Raw genomic sequence first — 19,925 nt, 5'->3', positions numbered from 1 at the left:
TTTTCATGAAAAAATATAAATAATTGTAGTCGGCAATTTTTAATTGCCGTAAAAACCGTGGATTGAAAATCCACGACTACAAATTTTAGAAAAACTAAACCATTGCATCATAGAAAACCTGCTTTTTTAAGCGTATCAAAAGTTATTACTTGTTTTTCCAGTTTTTGTGAAGCATATTTTGCCAGAATATCTGTCTCAAGATTTACACTATCCCCAACTTTTTTTATTCCCAATGTTGTGTTTTTTAATGTATATGGAATTATTGCAACTGAAAACGAGTTTCCCTTTTTTTCTGCTACTGTTAAACTTATACCATCAACAGCAATTGAACCTTTTTCAATGATATATTTTGACAAATTTTCAGGATTTGAGAATTTCACTATTCTAGAATTCCGGAATTCTGAAATTGCTAAAACTTGTCCGACACCATCAATATGCCCTGTAACAAAATGTCCACCAAACCGCCCGTCCGATTTCATTGCTCTTTCAAGATTTACTTTATCTTCTACTTTCAGCCCACCAAGATTTGTTCTCTTATATGTTTCTTCTGAAATTTGACTCGTGAACTCGTGAACTCGTGAACTCGTGAACTCACAAACAGTAAGACATACACCATTGATGCAGATACTATCGCCGATTTTTATATCATCAAGTTTTGTCTCAACAACAATCTGCGTTTTGTTTGTTTTTTTTACAGTGCCCAAATCTTCAGTTATTCCTGTAAACATAATTTTTGCTCACAATAGCAATCCATTTTTTTACATCGTTACCTTTTCAGCACCGTGGTCAATTTCATGCATAGAATTCGTTGATATGATGTCTTTTAAGATAAGCCATAGACAATTTTTTATCAGGAATTGATTTTGATATTATTTTTAAATTTTTATGAAGTTTCTTTATAATTTTTTTCCTTTTTTCTCCGGTAATAAAAATTAAATTTTTCAGTGTTTCTATTTTAAGAAAAGTGTTATTTAAATTATATGCTGTAGATAATGCTTTCTTGCAAATTTCTTCTGCCTGTTTATATCTTTTCCTACTCTTATAGATTTGTGATTTAATGATTAGACCTCTCACAAAATATTGTTGCAGACAATTTTTTACTAACTTGGTCAACAATTTCTTAAGGAAGTATCCTGTTTTGTCAAAATTTTTAATTATTCTATAATAAAAACATAGAGAATAAACCGATTTGATTATTGATTCATAAAATCTTGTTTTTATTGCAATCGTATATGATTGTTTGAAGTATTCCAATGCAATTTTTTTCCTATTATTTACAAGATTTATATAACCGAGATTTCTTATTATATCACTTCTTAAATTATTATCTTCTATATTTTTCAAGAATTCGTTTGCCTTATTGAAATATTTTTCTGCCGTAATAAATAATCCAAGTTCAAAATAAACTTCACCAATATCTGAATACGAATAAGCAATACCTCTATAAAACTCTATTTGAGTTCTTAAAGAAAGCGATTTCTCAAAACAAGAAATTGCTTTGCCGATACTACCCCACCAATGCCAGCAGTATCCCAAACCCTCGTAAGCGTAAGAAAGCCCAGTTTTATCTTTCAATTTTTTTGATAAATTATACAGTTCAATAAAATACTTATACGCCCTATTAATATCACCAATTTTAACATAACAGTTGCTGATTCCAAATAGTCCCCGCAAGACACCTTGAAGATCTCCTTCTTTTCGCCGCAACTTAAGTGATTCCTCACCGAATGCAATTGCCTTATCGTAATTTCCGGTATACCAATAAATTACTGTGATACTTAATAAAGCTGATGAAATAAGTTTGCTATTGTTTAATGCCCTGCCAGTTTTAAGACACTTCAAACAATACTCCATCGCTTTTTTATGAGAACCTACCTGTCTATAACAACTTCCAATTAAATTATAGGCATAAGCAGATTTGACTTCGTCATTATTTTTTGTTGCCCATTCATTCATTTTATTAAAATTTACAATCGCTGCATCATATTTGCCCAACAGGTTATAAAGTAAACCCCTGTTTTCATAAAGGGTAGAAAGGAACCTCTTTTTCTGGCGATTAAATCGTCTAAAATTCTTAAGACAGAGATTTTCGGTGCGGTTATAAAACTCAAGAGCAATTCTATTAGCAAAAATCGCTTTTGATTTTTCGGCTGCTAAAATCAAGTAGTTAATGGCTCTACCTGTTAAATTTGCTCTCTCAAAATGTAAGGCAAGAATCTCATAATATTTTTCAGGAGTTCGTCTGAATTTATTTTCATACCAACAAGCCACCAATTTGTGTAAATGTCGCTTTAATTTATAATTCAATGTATTATATACAGTTTTCTGAATTAAAATATGCCTGAAAGCATAGATTGATAACCCAACCCTGGAAAGATATTCAATAAGGTCGGTTCTCTTAAAATTATTAAGTTCTGTTATAATTTCTATTTTTTTAAATCTTATATGGATTAGTAATTCTTTCAGTAAATTAATATCAAATGTGCTTCCTATAACTGAAGCAATTTTAAGAAGATTTTTTGTCTCTATTGGAAGGTGGTCAATTTTTGTAACCAGGAGTTGTTCAACTTTTTCTGGAACATTGAAATCATCAGAACTTAGATCACTATTCTTTAATGTGCTGACTAACTCTGAAAGAAAAAATGGATTTCCACCGGTTTTCCTAAAAATTTCCTCTACAATTTTAGTTTCTATCTTTTTTCTAGGCAACCATATCTCAAGTAGTTTTCCTGTTTCTTTTAGGGTAAAAGAATTCAGGTTTAAGTAAATTGTTTTTTTGTTTTTGGGGAGGACAATTCCCATTGGTCTTGCGGTTAAGATGAGAAGTATGTTGTTAACCGGGAAATATCTGGCAAATTCTTCAAGCATTTCAAGAGATAGTTCGTCAATCCAGTGCAAATCTTCTAAAACTAACACCAAAGGTATTTCTTTTTTGGAAAAATTCAACAGTATATTTAGAATCGCCTGTATTATTTTAATTTTTCTTTTTTCACCAATAAATTCTCTTTTATATTTTGTCTTTATAACAAAACCAATCAATTCTCCAATAAGGGCTGAAGATTCATCGTCGCAATATTTTGAAATAGATTTTTTAAATTCACGAACGGTTGTTTTATCTGTCAAATTCAAAAAACCCTTAAGCACATTTATCCATACTGAAAACGGCATAGATTTTGTGTATGGCAGACATTCCGTCTGGATAACCTTGAGTTTTTCTTCTGGCAAAAGAGAAACCATTTTCTGTATTAAATAACTTTTTCCAATACCTGCTTCACCGGTAATATTAATTATCCGACTTTTGCCTTTTAAAAATTCGTTTATAATATTTTTTATTAGTTTTTTTTCTTTTTCTCTACCAATAAACACACCCTTAAACTTTTCATCAGGTTTTTTTATCTTTTTCTTAATTTCATATACATTAAGTAAATTCTTTTTACCTTTAACATTTATTCTGTATCTTGTAAATAAAAAACAGTTCCTTAAATACTTTATAGTTTCCTCTCCGACAAACATTGAATTATCTTTTGCCTTTGACATAAAACGATAGGCACAGTTTACAGCATCTCCCATAATAGTGTAGTTCTTTCTGAGATGAGAACCTATGATTCCGCAGAAGACATTACCGGTATTTATTCCAATTTTTTGTGCAAAGCGAAGTTTATTCTCTTTATTGAAATTTATAAAATAATCTCTTAATTCAATTGCAAAATCAATTGCCAGAAGTTCCTGTTTTTCCTGTGATTCAGGCACACCAAAAATAACTAAAAAACTTATACCTTCAGTGGATATAAAAGTGCCATTAAATGTTCCATTATATTTTAAGCAAATCTGGAGCAGTTTGTTGAAATACTGATTTATAATAATATTTGTCTTTTCTACATCTTTTATTTCTTCCAGGCCAATAAAATTTACAAAAACAGAACTGCATCTTTTATGTTCACAAAACGTTAGTTCAGTAGTATACCCTTTTTTTATCCATTTCAGAATTACTGGATCAAGGAATTTCTCTACAAAACTTTGAAGTTGTAAATTTTTATAGGATAATTTTATCCGTTTTATTTTTGTTACCAGTGGAGAGTTTTTTAAATCAATATTTTCAGGTTTTGTTATATAGAAAATACTTTCACATCTATTTATTCTTCTATAATTTACTCTATTTTCTATCAATAAATTTTTCATTCTTTCACATGCTATTATTTCACCTTTTGGACAGACCAGTTCAGCCAAGGCAAGTTCATTTAACATTTTACCGGATATGAAGTATTCTAAACGATGGTTTTTGCTGCCGATAACAGAACTAAAAACCTGACCATTATTTATAGACATTGTGACATTGAATTCTACTGTTCCCAGAGGAGTTCTAACAGTTGGATTATTCTTGAAAAAAACACCGATTTCACCAGCGGCAACAAAACATGCTCTAACAGACGAACTTATATCTCCTTTGATTACAGGAAACATTGAAAGAATAGCATCTCCGCCGAATTTTATAATATAACCTTTGTTCTCATCAATTATTTTTATTATATTCCTGAAATAAAAATTAAGTATAATGACAAGTTTTTCAGCACCTTCATTTCCAATAGTAGCCAGTTTTTCAGATAAAGCAGTAAATCCAGTGATATCAATATATAGCATTGTGTAGTTTAAGTAATTTGGTGCAAACTCATATTTATATCTCTTAGAATGAAAAATCTCAACAAGATGTTTCGGAATAAAAGTTACGATATCTTGATAAACATTTTTTGCTATCATATAACAGTATTATTTTATATAAAAATTGGATTAGAAAAAATCCAGGGTTTAAGCCCCCATTTTTTTAGATAACATTCACACCTGTAGACACCTTTCCCGTCTGGTTTCACCGATAATGTATCAGAAAAATCTTCTACAAATAAATTCCCATTTTTGATAATTTTTATTTTTGACTTTGCTGGCGTTCTGACAATTATTTTATCATTTTCTTTGTAAAATTGGAAGCCCTTTGCATTTGAAAAGTAATCGTTTGACACAAAACATTTTCCTGTTTTAAGCGCATTATAGATTTTATCAATATCGGAGTTATTTTTTACAAATGGTTCATCTATTGTTATATGAGTTCGTATAGTTTTGAATACGAGGTCAAACGGGAAAACCTTAAATTTTATACTAAAGTATTTTTTTATAGTTTCGTGGTTATCAATTTCACCAATACCGTATTTTTTGTCAGTCTGATTTACAGCATCCCATCTGGCTAATGTTTCTTTTTTAGGTCCTTTCAGAAAATACGCTTGGAACCAATAACTCAGCAGTGCTTTAAGATAAGTTGTTAATGTTTCCTGCCAGTCGGTTTGCAAATCCCAGATACAGAACCCGGAATAGTTGTTTACAGACCAATCTTTCCATCGGTAAGAGTTAACATTAAATTTTTTATTTCCCTGATGGTCAGGATGCGCAACAAAACCGAATCCACCCTGTGAGTTCACTTCATCAATATATTTTTGCGGCAAATTTTCCTGTTTATCAACCACAACCGCTTTTTTTATATCAAATGCAAGATAATGGTTGTATCTCGGCGAAATCTCCTCACCGACGATTACAAGAGTATTTCCATGCCAGCCCTCATATTTTTTTGCTTCAATAGAAAAATGGTCGGTGATGACAATAAAATCAAGCCCACAGCTGTTAGCCGATTCTATAATATTTTCAATTTTTACATTCCCGTCGTAAGAATAAAAAGAATGGATATGTATTGCACCTGCATAGTCATACATTAAGACCTCACTTTACTCGGGAAGTTAGAAGTAAAAAGTTAAAAATTAAAATAAAAGCTGGACATATATTTTTAACCTTTGACCTTTAACCTTTAACTTGTCGTTAAATAGCCCTCATATAGTAAATCATTTTTGATTTTTTTTACAGATATGTTTTTAATTTCTAATACTTGGTTCATTTTTGAAAAACCGTTGATTATTTTGGGGCAGATAAAAAACACAATTTTATCAACCAGTTTTTGTTTAAGAAAAAAGTTGGCAACAGTTTCACCGCCTTCAACTAGCAGCGACGAAATCTGCCGTTTCCCAAGTTCAATAAGAAATTTTCTCAGGTCAATAAGGTTATTTTTTACAGGCATCTCAATTATTTTTATACCAGCCTTTTTAAGTTTTGCTTTTTTTTGTTTATTTGATGTTTTAGAAGTTGCAATTATTGTTTCAGCCGCATTGTTCAGCACATTTGAACTAAAAGGGATTTTCAAGTTTGTATCCAGTATAACCCTTACAGGATTTTTTCCGCTGCCGTGCGATGTGAGATACGGATTATCTTTTAATACCGTGTTTATACCGACCAGAACAGCATCAACCTCGCTTCTTATTTTATGGACGAGGTTTCTTGATTTTTCACAGCTTATCCACTTAGAATCGCCGTTTTCCGTTTTCGTTTTACCGTCCAGCGAATACGCCATTTTAAGAATTACGAAAGGAATTTTCGTTTTTGTATATTTGATATATTTTTCGTTTAATTTCTCCGCTTCGTTTTTCAAGACCCCGACTTTACATTTTATATTGTTTTTTATAAGTTGTTTTATCCCTTTACCCGCCACCGCATGATTCGGATCTTTCATGGCAATAATAACTTTTTTTATGCCTGCTGCGATTATAAGTGGAACGCAAGGCGGTGTTTTCTTGTTGTAATGGCAGCACGGTTCCAGATTAACATACATTGTTGCACCTTTTAGGTTTTTGTAGTTCTTCAAGGCATTGACTTCCGCATGCGAACCTCCCAAGTATTTGTGATAACCGGTTGAAATAATTTTTCCATTTTTTACAATTACACAGCCGACCATCGGGTTAGGGCTTACTTTTCCGATGCCTGTTTTAGCAAGTTGTAAAGCCAGTTGCATATATTTTTTGTCATTATCTATAGTATCAGTTTTTTTCATCTTGCACAGAAGTTCACTGTAGGAAACAGGCATGCCTTTTCCCTACAAGCAGAGGATTCCAGCATGCACTGGGGTCCCGAACTTGTTCGGGGTATCTTGATATTAACCGATGGAGAAAATAAGCAATTTTGGAAACTTTCTGCTTACAATAATTTGAAAATTTCAAGTCTGGCACAGTTCTTTTGTGATAACCGGTTGAAACAATTTTTCCATTTTTTACAATTACACAGCCGACCATCGGGTTAGGGCTTACTTTTCCGATGCCTGTTTTAGCAAGTTGTAAAGCCAGTTGCATATATTTTTTATCACTATCTATAGTATCAGTTTTTTTCATCTTGCACAGAAGTTTACTGTAGGAAACAGGCATGCCTGTTCCCTACAAGCAGAGGATTCCGGTATGCACTGGAGTCCCGAACTTGTTCGGGGTATCTTGATATTAACCGATGGAGAAAATAAGCAATTTTGGAAACTTTCTGCTTACAATAATTTGAAAATTTCAAGTCTGGCACAGTTCTCACAGCTGGCACAGTTCTCACAGTTCTCACCATATACTATAAGGCGACAAACTTCGGGTCCTTCAGGTTCTTTTTGGTATATCCATTTACGAATTCTGAACCCAGCATTTCTAATTTCTTTGAGCAGTGCAGTCTTAAACCCTGTATAACGAATAGGTAAAGCAAATTGTGTTTTCCCGACTACTATCCACGCACGACCATTTTTATCAAGTTGGATCCCTTTTTGAAGGATAAATTCATTTCTATATTTGTCCACATATTTCCGTGGCGGCATTGCCATTGTGTTGACTACAAGGTAACCACCTGGTTTTAGCACTCTTAGAGAATTTTTTAAGAATCCTTGACGGTCTTCTTGCCAAACAAGACAATGAAGACAATGACCGTCCAAAACCAAATCATAATAGTTATCACAAAACCCTTTCAGTTTAGTAACATCACCAACAACAAATTTTACTTTTAGTCCTTTTTCTTTTGCTCTTTTTTTAGCCATCCTAATAGCAGTCGGTGAAATATCTACTCCTGTCACTTCAAATCCTCTACGAGCAAAAGAAAACGAAATATCACCTGTTCCACAGCCAAGTTCAAGAACCTTTGATTTTGGCAGCAGCCTGTGAAACAATAGAAACTCTGTAAATGGTTTTATAAGTGATACTTGCCATCTTTTTTTCCCTTCTCTTCTGAGACTTTGATATTTCCGTTCGTGATATTTGTAATATTTCATTGTTTATTATTTGAAACTATCATTCCTCTTTCAAGCATTAAATTCTGCTTCAAAACAAATTTACCCCGCCCCTGCATGCAGAAGCGGTGTTTACCATCTTCATATACCCATAATTTTGATATTGTCACAGGAAGTCCTTTGGCAAAAAGTGGATGCCAATAATCCCATACTGCCCAATGAATATGAGGCCATATCTGCCACTGTCCGCAAAGTCCAACAAATTCACCTTGCTTTACTTTCTGTCCAGGACGCACCTTAACAGAACGTGCCAGCACATGACCAATTTGTGAATACTCATTATTCCCGTGGTCAATTATGATATTTTGTATTGTTTCATCAGAATTGTTTTTAATATTCTTTTCTACTTTACCTAAAAATTGTTCTTCTGAAGTAAAAGCAGGTAAAATAATAACTCCATCAGCAGGTGCAATGATTTCCTTTTCATAACAATAATGGTCTTTATGTAAAGTTCCATTATTAAACGCCAATACCAACTCATTTCTGGTAAACCATTTTTCAGGTTTATGCTCAAGACTTATTTCCTGCCAGTTTATGTCAGGGATATTTTCTTGCTGATGATATCTGTATCTCAGATTACATAAATCCTTCCACGACATACCGGTATAACATTTTTTGTAATCATCAGGATGAATAATACAAAAATCCCATGCCCAACGAACACAGTGTCCAATCTCGTCCCTGTGCCCTGATTCAATTTTTCCGCCATCTGTAACTAACCAGCAATTTGTAAACGGAAGAATGTATTTGTTCTTAGTTTGGTATTCATTAACAGGATATAATTCAACCCCTTTTTTCCCATAAATGCGTTTTCCCGCTTCATCGCTATTATTCCATAGTTTTACTTCTTCTTCTGTAAATTGATAAGGCTCTTCTTTTGCAACAGGAAACACCAACCCTTCCAAGACAACACGCTTAATAAGATTTACAGGTATGCCTGACACTTCTGCCGCCTCTTCAATAGTTAACATTTCATTACTCATCTTTACTCCAAGTTTTACAATTTTAGAGATTTAGCCAGACACCGCAATACCGTGCCAGACTTGAAATTGAGACTGTGTCACAACCCACATTTTTGGTAGTTGCAGGGTTTACCCTGCATCGTTGCTGCAACCTAAAGGTTGCGGCTACCAGGGAAATTTGATTGTATCGGAATTTCAATGTTTGTCCTCTGCAAGCAGAGGATTCCACCAATTCTGGAGTGGTTGCGAGCCCTTGGCTCGCCTACATATAGCACTTAAAAAAAGATTGAAAATTTCAAGTCTGGCACAGTTCTCACAGTTCTCACAAGTCTGGCACAGTTCTCAGTTCTCCACAGTTCTCCAGTTCTCACCTGCAGTTCTCACAGTTCTCACAGTCTCCTGCTCAGTTCTATCAGTTCTATTCATACAAACAAAAATCCCCAAAGTATCTTCGGGGATTCTAAAAGCAGAAACTTTTTAACGCTACTCTTCTCTCATCCGGACTTTACCGTCGGTATCTGTGTTTCACAGATTCGGAGCCGATGTAAAATCGGCTTTAGTGGACTATCACCACCGGTTAGGAATTCCTGCCCCACCGAAGCTTCAGCGAAGTCAGGTCACCTTACCCCGAAGAGTATTTACTATTATTTGCCTAATTTTTCTTTTGCTTTTTCTATTTTTTCTTGAGATGGCTGGTGATTCGGGTCAAGTTTCAGTACTTCCTGCCATTCTTTTATTGCTTCTTCATATTTTTGGTTAGAATATAGTTCTACAGCGCGGTTATAATGGTTTCGCATTAGATTCCGTTTTGATGCTTCACTCATTGGTTTCTCTTCTTTTTTTTCTTCTTTTTTTAGTTCTTTGACAGGTTTAGGTTCTTCAAACTTAGGTTCTTTAGTTTCTACTTTTTTTTCTTCTGTAAATGTTTCTCCAGCACTACTACCAAAAGCTGCTCGGATTGAGACGAAATGTCTGTCACCTTCTTTCAGGTTATCCGCTGTGTAGCCATAGTCCAGATACAGATTCCAGATATTTATTGAAAATCCCGCTGATGGATATTTTTGGTTTAATCCCAGCCGTAAAGATATTGGCTGTAAAGTATATTCGCTACCGAGTTGCCATCGTATACTATTCTGGTCTGTTACTTTATTTATATCAGCAGCGACAGTCATTTTATCTTGCAACAATTTATACGAGAGACCAAATTTGGAACTCATCGGGACAGTATCTTTCTTACCTGAAGCAAGTGATAATGAAGTATAGATATCCTGCAGCATCAACCCACAATTTAGTTTCTCAGTTGGTGAAACCAGGAACCCGATATCACCACCTATTCCTGAAGCGGTAGAATCTTTCAGTTTATCCGATATAAATTTTATAGTTAAGCCGGCTGATGCACCTTCTGTAAAAGTTCTGCTGTATGAGACCATACCTGCGAAAGATTGGTAGTTAAAATTAGTTGTTGGCTGGTTATTTTCGTCATATCCTTTTATATCTTTAATGCCGGCATTGAGCACTCCTAAACCGATAGTGCCTATGTTTTCGCTTATAGAATACGAGGCGCTTAAAAAATTCAAACTCCTATCTAACGAAAGCAATCCATACATAGATGATAGTTCAATTTTTTTTAATTTAGTTAGTCCTGCTGGATTCCAATAAACAGCAGAGCCATCATTTGCGATTGAGGTAAAGGCACCGCCTAAACCTGATGCTCTTGCACCGACACCCATTCGGAGATAAGGCAGTGCATCTGTGGATTCATCGGTGTAGAGGCAGGAAATATGGAAATATAGAAATATAGAAACAAGTAAAACCAATAACTGCCAACCCTTGCATCTTGCATCTTGCATCTTGCATCTTGTTTTCATCAGACACCTCCAAAATTCAAGAATTTAAGTTTTCATGTTGTCGCTAACGCGAAAACATTTTTTACCTGACTATAGCGATTTTAATAAATTTTTTTACTTTTTGTGTGCTGCTATTTGCTTCTATTTTAGCGAAATATACACCGTTAGCCAGATATTTTTGTGTTTCGTTATCTTTACCATCCCATGTGATGTATTCGTTCTGGTTATAGAGTCGTTCTTCTAACGAAGCGACTTCGTGACCTTCAAAGTCATAAATTTTTATTTTTACAAGTGCATCAGTTGTGATATTCGGGCAGATATAAGTTGGCGCGGTCATATATGCTGGTATCTTTGTTGGGTCAAATGGGTTTGGATAATTATGTGGTTCGGTCATTTCAAGTGTACTTCCAGTATTGAATTTGATACTTTTAATAGTTGATTTTCCTTGCTCATTAGTTACAGTAATTTTTAGTGTATGTTCACCATCTTTGAGGTTCAGGTAGAGCGCTCGGGCAATAAATTTGGCAGCATTTGTGCCTGTGAGTGCAAATGGTAATTCATCGTCAAGGAATGTGGTTGCATCACCACCTTGTTCATCTACAAGCCCATCTGAGTCGTTATCAATCCCATCAATTGCTGCCTGCTGATACAAAAGCCCTGTTATATCAGAACCATCAACCTCTACTTTTACCTCGCGGATTGCTGAAAATGTATCTTCTGCTGATAATGATATCAATGGATTAGCAGATGCATATTTGTTTTCTGCTGGTGAGTTGATAGTAACAGTTGTAGTAGAATATATTATCACTGGTGCAAAAATGGTAAAGTGGTTAGTTCTGAAAGTAATCACATTTTTATCCTGGTCAACGCTTACGCTGGTGATACCTTCGGAAGACCATTTAGAATTAGTTGAATCCCACCATGCGATACCTAAATTCGCTTCTGCAATTGTTCCACCTGTTAGTTCAGAATCGTTATAATTTATTTGGAGTTGAACATTACTACCTGTTGGGAAGTTGGTAGTTTTATCCATAAACGAAAAATCATAACTACTGGAAGAAGCAGTTTTCAAGAAACTCTGTGTTGACGGTATTGATGGTGGGGGAGATGTAGAGACCAGTATCTGTGCATTTGTCGGCTGTGTACCGGTCCATGCAAGTGTGCCTGAATTGAATTTTACTGTTGAGGTTGCTACCTGACCTTGCTGATTGGTAACTGTTACTTTCAGTGTATGTTCTTGTGGTGTAAGTGTTGGTGTTGCGGTATATCTTGCTGATGTATCTGACAGAATACTGGTTGTTCCGGCGAAAGCAGCCGTTACATCCGAGCCATCCAGTTCAAGTTTAAACTGTCTTATTGCTGAGAAAGTATCAAATGCCTCTATATCTATTGATGGTGTTGTGCCTACATAACCACCATTTACAGGTGACCGAAATGTAATTGTTGTTGTTGAATTGATTATCATCGGTGCAAAAGTTCCAGTATGCTTGGTATTGAAAGTGATTACATTTTTGTCCTGGTCAACACTTACGCTGGTGATACCTTCTGCAGACCATTTAGAATTAGTAGAATCCCACCATGCGATTCCTAAATTCGTTTCTGCAGTTGTTCCACCTGTCAGTTCAGAATCGTTGTAATTTATTTGTAGTTGAACATTGCTATTAGCAGGGAAAGTTGTAGTTTGATCAGCAAATGAAAAATCAAAAGATGCAGAAGAAGCGGTTTTCAAGAAACTCTGTGTTGACGGTATTGATGGATGTGGAGATGTAGAGACCAATATCTGCGCATTTGTTGGCTGTGTTCCTGTCCAGTTAAGTGTACCAGAGTTAAACTTTATTGTTGAGGTTGCTACCTGACCTTGCTGATTGGTAACTGTTACTTTCAGTGTATGTTCTACTGGTGTAAGTGTTGGTGTTGCGGTATATCTTGCTGATGTATCTGATAGAATACTGGTTGTTCCGGTGAAAGCAGCCGTTACATCCGAGCCATCCAGTTCAAGTTTAAACTGCCTTATTGCTGAGAAAGTATCAGATGCTTCTATATCTATTGACGGTGAAGTTCCCACATAACCGCCCTGAACAGGTGAGTGGAATGTGATTGTTGTTGTGGAATTGATTACCATCGGTGCAAAAGTTCCAGTATGTTTGGTATTGAATGTAATCACATTTTTGTCCTGGTCAACGCTTACGCTGGTGATGCCTTCTGCAGACCATTTAGAATTAGTGGAATCCCACCATGCGATTCCTAAATTCGTTTCTGCAGTTGTTCCACCTGTTAGTTCAGCGTCGTTGTAATTTATTTGTAGTTGAACATTGCTATTAGCAGGGAAAGTTGTAGTTTTATCAGCAAATGAAAAATCAACTGCAGAAAGAGACGCACTACTCAGAAAACTCTGTGTTGACGGTATTGTCGGTAATGTTTTTGTAGAGACCAGTATCTGTGCATTTGTTGGCTGTGTTCCTGTCCAGTTAAGTGTACCAGAGTTAAACTTTATTGTTGAGGTTGCTACCTGACCTTGCTGATTGGTAACGGTTACTTTCAGTGTATGTTCTACTGGTGTAAGTGTTGGTGTTGCGGTATATCTTGCTGATGTATCTGATAGAATACGAGTTGTTCCTCCAAATACAGCCGTTACATCCGAGCCATCCAGTTCAAGTTTAAACTCTCTTATACCTGAGAATGTGTCTGCTGCTTCTATATCTATTGATGGTGTTGTGCCGACATAACCGCCCTGAACAGGTGACCGGAATGTGATTGTTGTTGTTGAGTTTATTACCATCAGTGCGTATCTACCGAGATGTGTTGTTGTGAACCATACTCTATTAGCTGTTTGGTTCGCACTAACATAAGTAATACCTTCAGAAGACCATTTTGAATTAACAGAATCCCAGTATGCGACACCTAATTTGCCTTCTGTATAACCTGATGGTATATCAGCATCTGCATAATCCAACCAGCAATAAGCGGTTATACCAGCGAGGAATTGTTTTGTTCCATCAGATGATGCGAATTCATACACACGACCAATTGGCTTTATTACTGCTGATTGCTCTGTTGAAATTTGTGGTTGGTAAGCAGGTCCTATAAACAAGCAGCCATTATTAGCAAGTGCTGGCCAATTACTATAACTATCTAATCTTGCCATGTTATCTATTGAAGTGCCTGTAGGATTATTAGCAGGTGCTGATAGAATCAGTCCGACGGTATCGCCCCAGACATTACCGGCTGCATCAGTTCCGTAGACAGTGATGCTTGCATTACCGGCTCCAGCGGTAGTAGCCAGATTTGTTAATTCAACCGTTCCAGACCAGCTTGTAGTAGCACCGGTAAGCGCAACTGTTTTTGTAGCAGTATTACTTGAACCATCTGTGATAAAAAACGATACTGTTGGTGCTGAAGTAAGCGGATTTGCTGAAATAACATTTACTGTCATTTGAACTGAACCTGTTCCTGTAAAACTGACATTAGATATACCAATTACTATTTGTGTTGAGCGTGGTAACGAGTATGTTTTTGTACCTTCATCATTTACACTAACTGAAGCAGTCAAGACAGGTGCTACTGAGACACTGCTGTTGTTGAACATATCGGTTGCGATTGCGCGGAGTTGATAAGTATCTGCTGGTAAATTTGTTAATGTAATTGGCGAAGTCCAGCGTGTGCCTGTATTCCCGAAAGTAGCGTCAGGGGGTGGTGTATCAGTACCTAAATCCATCCAGATACTGCTGCCTGATGGACGGTACTGGAACAGCACTGATTTCACATTCGCTTCTGATGTTTCAGCAGAGACCGTTCCATTGGCAGCAGAAACAATAGTTGCCACAGGTGCTGCGGTATCATTTAACGAAATAGTTGATACTGGTGCGTGTGAAGTATCAGTATTTCGGTTGCCTGCTTTATCAATACAGAATGCGCGCACCTGTAAAGAGGTTGGTTGTGTAACATTTGGTGCTGTTACTGTTATTGTTTGCTCTGCGAGCCCGACGGCAGATGGTGTTATCTTAGAACTGACCAATCTAATAAGCCGATTTGCGGTTGTTGTATCAATTACTACCCAGCCTGGTGTTGGGGGGGAGGGGTCGTAGTACTGAAACACGATTCTTGATACATCAGTATTATTAGTTTTTGCGTATAGTGTGAATGGTCTTGAGCAATCAATAGTTGTCGTCGGTGCTGTGAATGTATTTATAGTTGGCTCTGTTCCATCATAAATTGCTGAGATAACAGTTGGATTAGAATCAACATTACCATCATTGTCGGTGACTAATGCTCTCAGATAGTATGTTCCTTCTGCAAGCCCGAATGCTAGCGGAATAAATTGGTTGGTTGTTGTTGTGATTGTGGCGGCTGCTACTTCTTCAATAGTTGTCCAGGGACCTGTAGCGGAAGTTGAGTATTGGAATTTTACAGTTCCACCGTCCAGATTTGACACAGTTGCCTGCAAAAAGGCGCCGTTTCTACCGATATAGATATTACTGCCTGCAGTTACTGGGTTAGTTGGGTCTTCATCAATGAGCCCATCAGCATCATTATCCACGCTATCAACAGCATCTTTATTAAAACTGCCATCGCCATCATCGTCAATGTTGACCTGAGAAAGTGTTGCAACAGATGGTGTTATATCCAACGAATTTACAGTAAGTGTTTTTGTGCCTGTTCTGCCACAAAAGTCAGTGATAGTTGCGGTAAGTGTTTCTTCTGTCTCAGTCTCAGTATTAGTTGGCTCAAAATAGACAGTATATTTATACGGGTCTGAAATTGTTCCCGAACCGGTTTTAGAAGTTATTATTGCTGATGGTATCCAGGTCCCGCTACTAAGAGTATGTGTATATGTAATATAAGCTATATCGGAATCCAGTGTTTCTGCGATCAGTGTATATCTGGTACCGGAGGTTAATGTTGTAGATGTAGATGGGCTAACAACCGAAAAGTTTGTTATTGTTGGGTCTGTTACATCCAGTATCACAGGATAGTTTGACGATGCGCTGGAAATATTCCCTGCTGTATCCCAGGCGAATACACGGATATAATATGTAGTATCACTTGCCAGATTGGGAAGTTGCCATTGCACTGTACAGCCATCAGATAAGTCAGCATCACTTCCAATCTGTTTCCAGGTTGTTCCGCTGTCGTCGGAATACTGGAATATTACTACATCAAGGCCGTAAGTATCACTTGCGGCTGCTTTTACAGCAATTGTAGTAGCACCATCTGCTTTTAAGCGGTTGGCTGGTGCAACTGGTTCTGTTACTGTTGGTTGAGCTGGTGCGCTATTATCGTAAATCATTGTGATATAAGATGGTGAAGCATCTGTATTATTACGTGAATCAGTAGCAACCGCTCTAAAATCGTATGAAACATTACTGGTAAGTGCTGAGATATTAAACATAGTAGAAAATGTACCGACAATGATTTGTGAATTCCCGCCGGCATCATCGTATTCGTGTGGGTCTTGTAAGTTTGCTAACCCGGTACTATCAGCGAATGTAAGGTCAAAATTGTACTGGTATGTGCCGGGTGCAAATGGTATTGTTACAGACCAGAGATTACCGGATTTTGTCATAGAACGGTCATATGTATTATCAGTAGTGCAATCAAACTTTACTGCTGTGATACTTTTTGTAATATCCACGCCTTTAGAGTCCATAATATAAGGTATATCATTCTCATTTAATGTAATAGTAACATTTGTTGGTGTAGTATCTGTTGTAGTATCTGTAGCGATATCTGTCCATGCAGATGTATCACTTCGTTTGTATTGAAATTTTACCGCTGCGTATTCAATGTTTCTGGTTGATGCAGATGGTGTTGCTGAAATTAGCACTTTGTCGCCAAACAGCCGTGCAGAATCATCAATGCGGTTATCGGTAATAATATCTGATTTCGGTGCTGGTGGTGTAGCGATATACACGGTAATGAAGCCAAACGAACTGTTAGAAGTTGGTGTATCAGTATTACTGGCAGCATCAGTAGCGATTGCCCGAATATCGTAGTAACTGCCGACAGTCAATCCAGTTGTCTGCCACCAGGTTTGATATGTAGTAGAAGCGGTTTTTTCAGTTGTAAGATCTATCCAGCTGCCTGATGGTGATTGACGGTATTGGAAACTCAGCGTTGTTGTCTCTACCGGAACAGTTGCTTGAATCAGTGTATATGTAGATGCACCGGCAGCGTATACAGTTGGTGTTTGTATGATAGATGGCGAAGTTGTTATTGTATAAACAGGCGGATTGGATGGTGTCAAGCCGGTAGTTAGATATCCGCGTAAAGTTTCTAATTTTGAGATTACAGCCTGTGGTGCGGTTTTATCTGCGATATATAGCATATTTCGTTCTGCAACTGCGGGTTGTGTATCGTCGCCGGGCGAATATGCGATATTCTTTGCAGTATCAGTTGCCGAGAAGTAATAGTAATAAGTTCCCGCAGTAGTAAGTTGGGCAGTAAACGAATAACTGCCACCTGCACCAGCAACCATATTTGCGGTTGTATCCGCGCCACCTGTACCTAGCCGATACACAATCTGAACAGCATCCGCAGCACTACTGATACCATTTGTATCAGCAGCAGTGAGTGATAATGTTATATAACTTGATGTATTACCGGTAGTTGGGTTTGTGGCGGGTGTTATTGTAGGCAGTGTAGCATCGTAAATAAATATCCGGGTAACAGTATCGCCATCTAATCCTGTAGTATTTTCTTTTGGTTTAATTGTGATTGTGTAGGTACCATCGTCAGCACCGATGTTTGAAAGTGGAAGTGGCAGCTGACAGGTGAACGACGAAGTTTTGCATTGGTTGTTGCTGCTTGAAACTTGGTCTGTGATTGGTATGTTATCATTTCCAAACGAGAAACTGCCTTTCGGTCCTGTGACAGTAATACTTGAGTTATCTATATCAACGCCTGATGTAGCGCCCACGCTACCGCTTAACGGGTCTTCTATTGTAATTTTTATTTTACTGGTATTATTGGTTACAAAATCATCGTAATTAACAACTTGATTTTTTAGCGGATAGAAATCGTTACCAGTACCACCCGGTGAAGAATTACTGTTTGGATTCCAGTTGTTTGCTAATTCATCGTAATCAGCCCAGCCATCATTATCGCTGTCCAATACAACAGGTCGTTTCGTATCAATTGAAAATGAAAATTGCGTTACAGATGATTGGTTTCCAACATTATCCTGGCACTGGAGTTGGACTGTATGTGAGCCATCTGCAAGTGGTGGGTTTGGTGTGTATGAAATCGTATAAGAACTTGGTATTATCTGTGCGTATGATGGTGTTACCGCATTACCATCAAGTAGCATTGTGAATGACGAAATATCAATCCCGGATTTATAATTATCAAGAAACACAGCGGTAATTACTGGCACACTGCTTGTCTGTGTAGTTGTAGGTAGATTGTTAGAAATTGTAGGTGTTTCATTATCATAATAAAAACTGCGTGGTGATAGAGATGTGTATGGTGTTATATTATTACCATAATCTATGCCAACTATTGACCAGTAGTATATGGTGGTAGACGAAGTAGCAACTGATAAAGAGCCGGCATCCCAAGAAGTTGGGAAGTATGCGGATGTAACATCACCTAAGTTCTTGTAGCGGTATCTGGAAGTACCGCCTGCTGTCATCGCATAGTTCACATCTGTGATTGTTGTCACTATAAGTCGGTATTGGTTCAGATGTGGTTCAGTAGAAGTTGCCCAGGATAATGTTGGCATGTTGTTAGGACCTATCCAGGCATCAGCAGCTGGTGTATTGAGTGCGACTGCTTCAGGTGCTTTGGAATCAATATAAATATTGAATGAGTCTTCCAGTGCTGAGACATTACCTGCAGCATCGCGGACACGTATCTGGAATTTTAGCGGATTAACACCATCTGTGTTTTGATTAACAGTTGATGCGCTTAAATCGTACTGAATCCAACACTCATCAGCATTCCCATCGCCATCTGCGATATCAGCATACCAAGGATATGAAACCGAGCCCGCACCTAAATAATCAGTTTCATCTATCGTGAATAGTTCAGATAATGCAAAAATACTATCCGGGTCAAGTTTTGTTTGTAATTCGCCCAAATCTACTGCGATATTGATAGTTGAATCATTAGATTGAGAATATACATTATCAGAAGCCCAATTGATTACTTTAGCAGTTGTGCCATCTGTAGCATCAGGTGTATATGAGTACTGGAATGACGGTGCGATTATATCCGCAGTCATAGTATCTGCTGCACCATAATTACCGGTTTCAGTTGTGCCGTCAGAAAATTCAAGCACCAGTTCCCCATTAGCATTATAGTCAGCCCGGAATTGAGCACCATTTTCAATACTATCAGAAGTCCGAATTGCTAAATAGAAAAAGTTATCACCAGCGGTTATACCTCTGTTTGAAGTAAGTGATAACATCACCCGCCAGGTATCTGCCGGGTTTTCAGTCCAGGTGGATGGTGTTGCAGAAGCACTACATTGGTATTCGGTAGCAGAACCTTCCCAGACACCATTCCCATCATCTTTGAAAAAAGCCAGTCCATTAGATAACGCGAGCAAATCAACACTGGCATCAAAATATGTAGTTTTACGAACTAGTGTAACAGTTGTGATATTCAAAGTATAACTGGTAGTGGTTGTAATAGTGATTTTGTATAGTGGTATCCAGTCGCTGGATGCTTTAATTACCGATGGCAGCGTGATATTTGTGTTTGCGCCAATATCTTCACCAACCAAATCAGTTACCGATACATCAAATGCTGATAGCCTCCCTATACATAAGACGAACAAGAACCCGGTAATAATAATTTTTCTCATAAAGCTAACCTCCAATCAATTTTGCTGGCATTGTAGTCGGTGATTTTTAATCACCGCAAAAGGACGTGGATTGAAAATCCACGGCTACACGTTCACGCCTACTTACCTATTACGTATAACAATTATATTATACCAAA

8 protein-coding genes and 1 pseudogene are annotated in these 19,925 nt (G+C 37.1%); all 9 read right to left on the bottom strand.

The features are described 5' to 3' along the window. Positions 1-107: 107 nt before the first annotated feature. Positions 108-728 (bottom strand): riboflavin synthase, encoded by a 621-nt coding sequence (locus AB1349_02980; GenBank protein MEW6556297.1) that lies wholly within the window; start codon positions 726-728, stop codon positions 108-110. Between the two features lie 64 nt (positions 729-792). Next, the gene (locus AB1349_02975) at positions 793-4,755 is read right to left on the bottom strand and encodes an adenylate/guanylate cyclase domain-containing protein (protein MEW6556296.1); all 3,963 of its coding nucleotides are present in this window, start codon (positions 4,753-4,755) and stop codon (positions 793-795) included. Positions 4,756-4,769: 14 nt separating this feature from the next. Next, positions 4,770-5,753: a CehA/McbA family metallohydrolase gene (locus tag AB1349_02970; GenBank protein MEW6556295.1), complete on the bottom strand. Its 984-nt coding sequence runs from the start codon at positions 5,751-5,753 to the stop codon at positions 4,770-4,772. 92 nt (positions 5,754-5,845) lie between these two features. Next, the gene (gene ribD, locus AB1349_02965; protein MEW6556294.1) at positions 5,846-6,919 is read right to left on the bottom strand and encodes a bifunctional diaminohydroxyphosphoribosylaminopyrimidine deaminase/5-amino-6-(5-phosphoribosylamino)uracil reductase RibD; all 1,074 of its coding nucleotides are present in this window, start codon (positions 6,917-6,919) and stop codon (positions 5,846-5,848) included. Between the two features lie 178 nt (positions 6,920-7,097). Then, positions 7,098-7,253: pseudogene (locus tag AB1349_02960) on the bottom strand (riboflavin biosynthesis protein RibD). A gap of 143 nt (positions 7,254-7,396) precedes the next feature. Continuing rightward, complete coding sequence (locus AB1349_02955; GenBank protein MEW6556293.1) at positions 7,397-8,155, bottom strand: methyltransferase domain-containing protein; 759 nt, start codon at positions 8,153-8,155, stop codon at positions 7,397-7,399. Beyond that, positions 8,152-9,156, bottom strand: coding sequence for a M23 family metallopeptidase (locus AB1349_02950; protein ID MEW6556292.1), 1,005 nt, complete (start codon positions 9,154-9,156; stop codon positions 8,152-8,154). The genes AB1349_02955 and AB1349_02950 overlap by 4 nt, the downstream gene beginning before the upstream one ends. A 623-nt stretch (positions 9,157-9,779) precedes the next feature. Continuing rightward, complete coding sequence (locus tag AB1349_02945) at positions 9,780-11,003, bottom strand: PorV/PorQ family protein (GenBank protein MEW6556291.1); 1,224 nt, start codon at positions 11,001-11,003, stop codon at positions 9,780-9,782. Positions 11,004-11,064: 61 nt separating this feature from the next. Then, positions 11,065-19,788: an Ig-like domain-containing protein gene (locus AB1349_02940; protein ID MEW6556290.1), complete on the bottom strand. Its 8,724-nt coding sequence runs from the start codon at positions 19,786-19,788 to the stop codon at positions 11,065-11,067. Positions 19,789-19,925: the final 137 nt, after the last annotated feature.

The sequence above is a fragment of the Elusimicrobiota bacterium genome (assembly GCA_040757695.1).
In the GTDB taxonomy this organism is placed as follows: domain Bacteria; phylum Elusimicrobiota; class UBA8919; order UBA8919; family UBA8919; genus JBFLWK01.
Note: the sequence above shows the minus strand (reverse complement) of the source record. Positions and strands in the feature narration are given on the sequence as shown.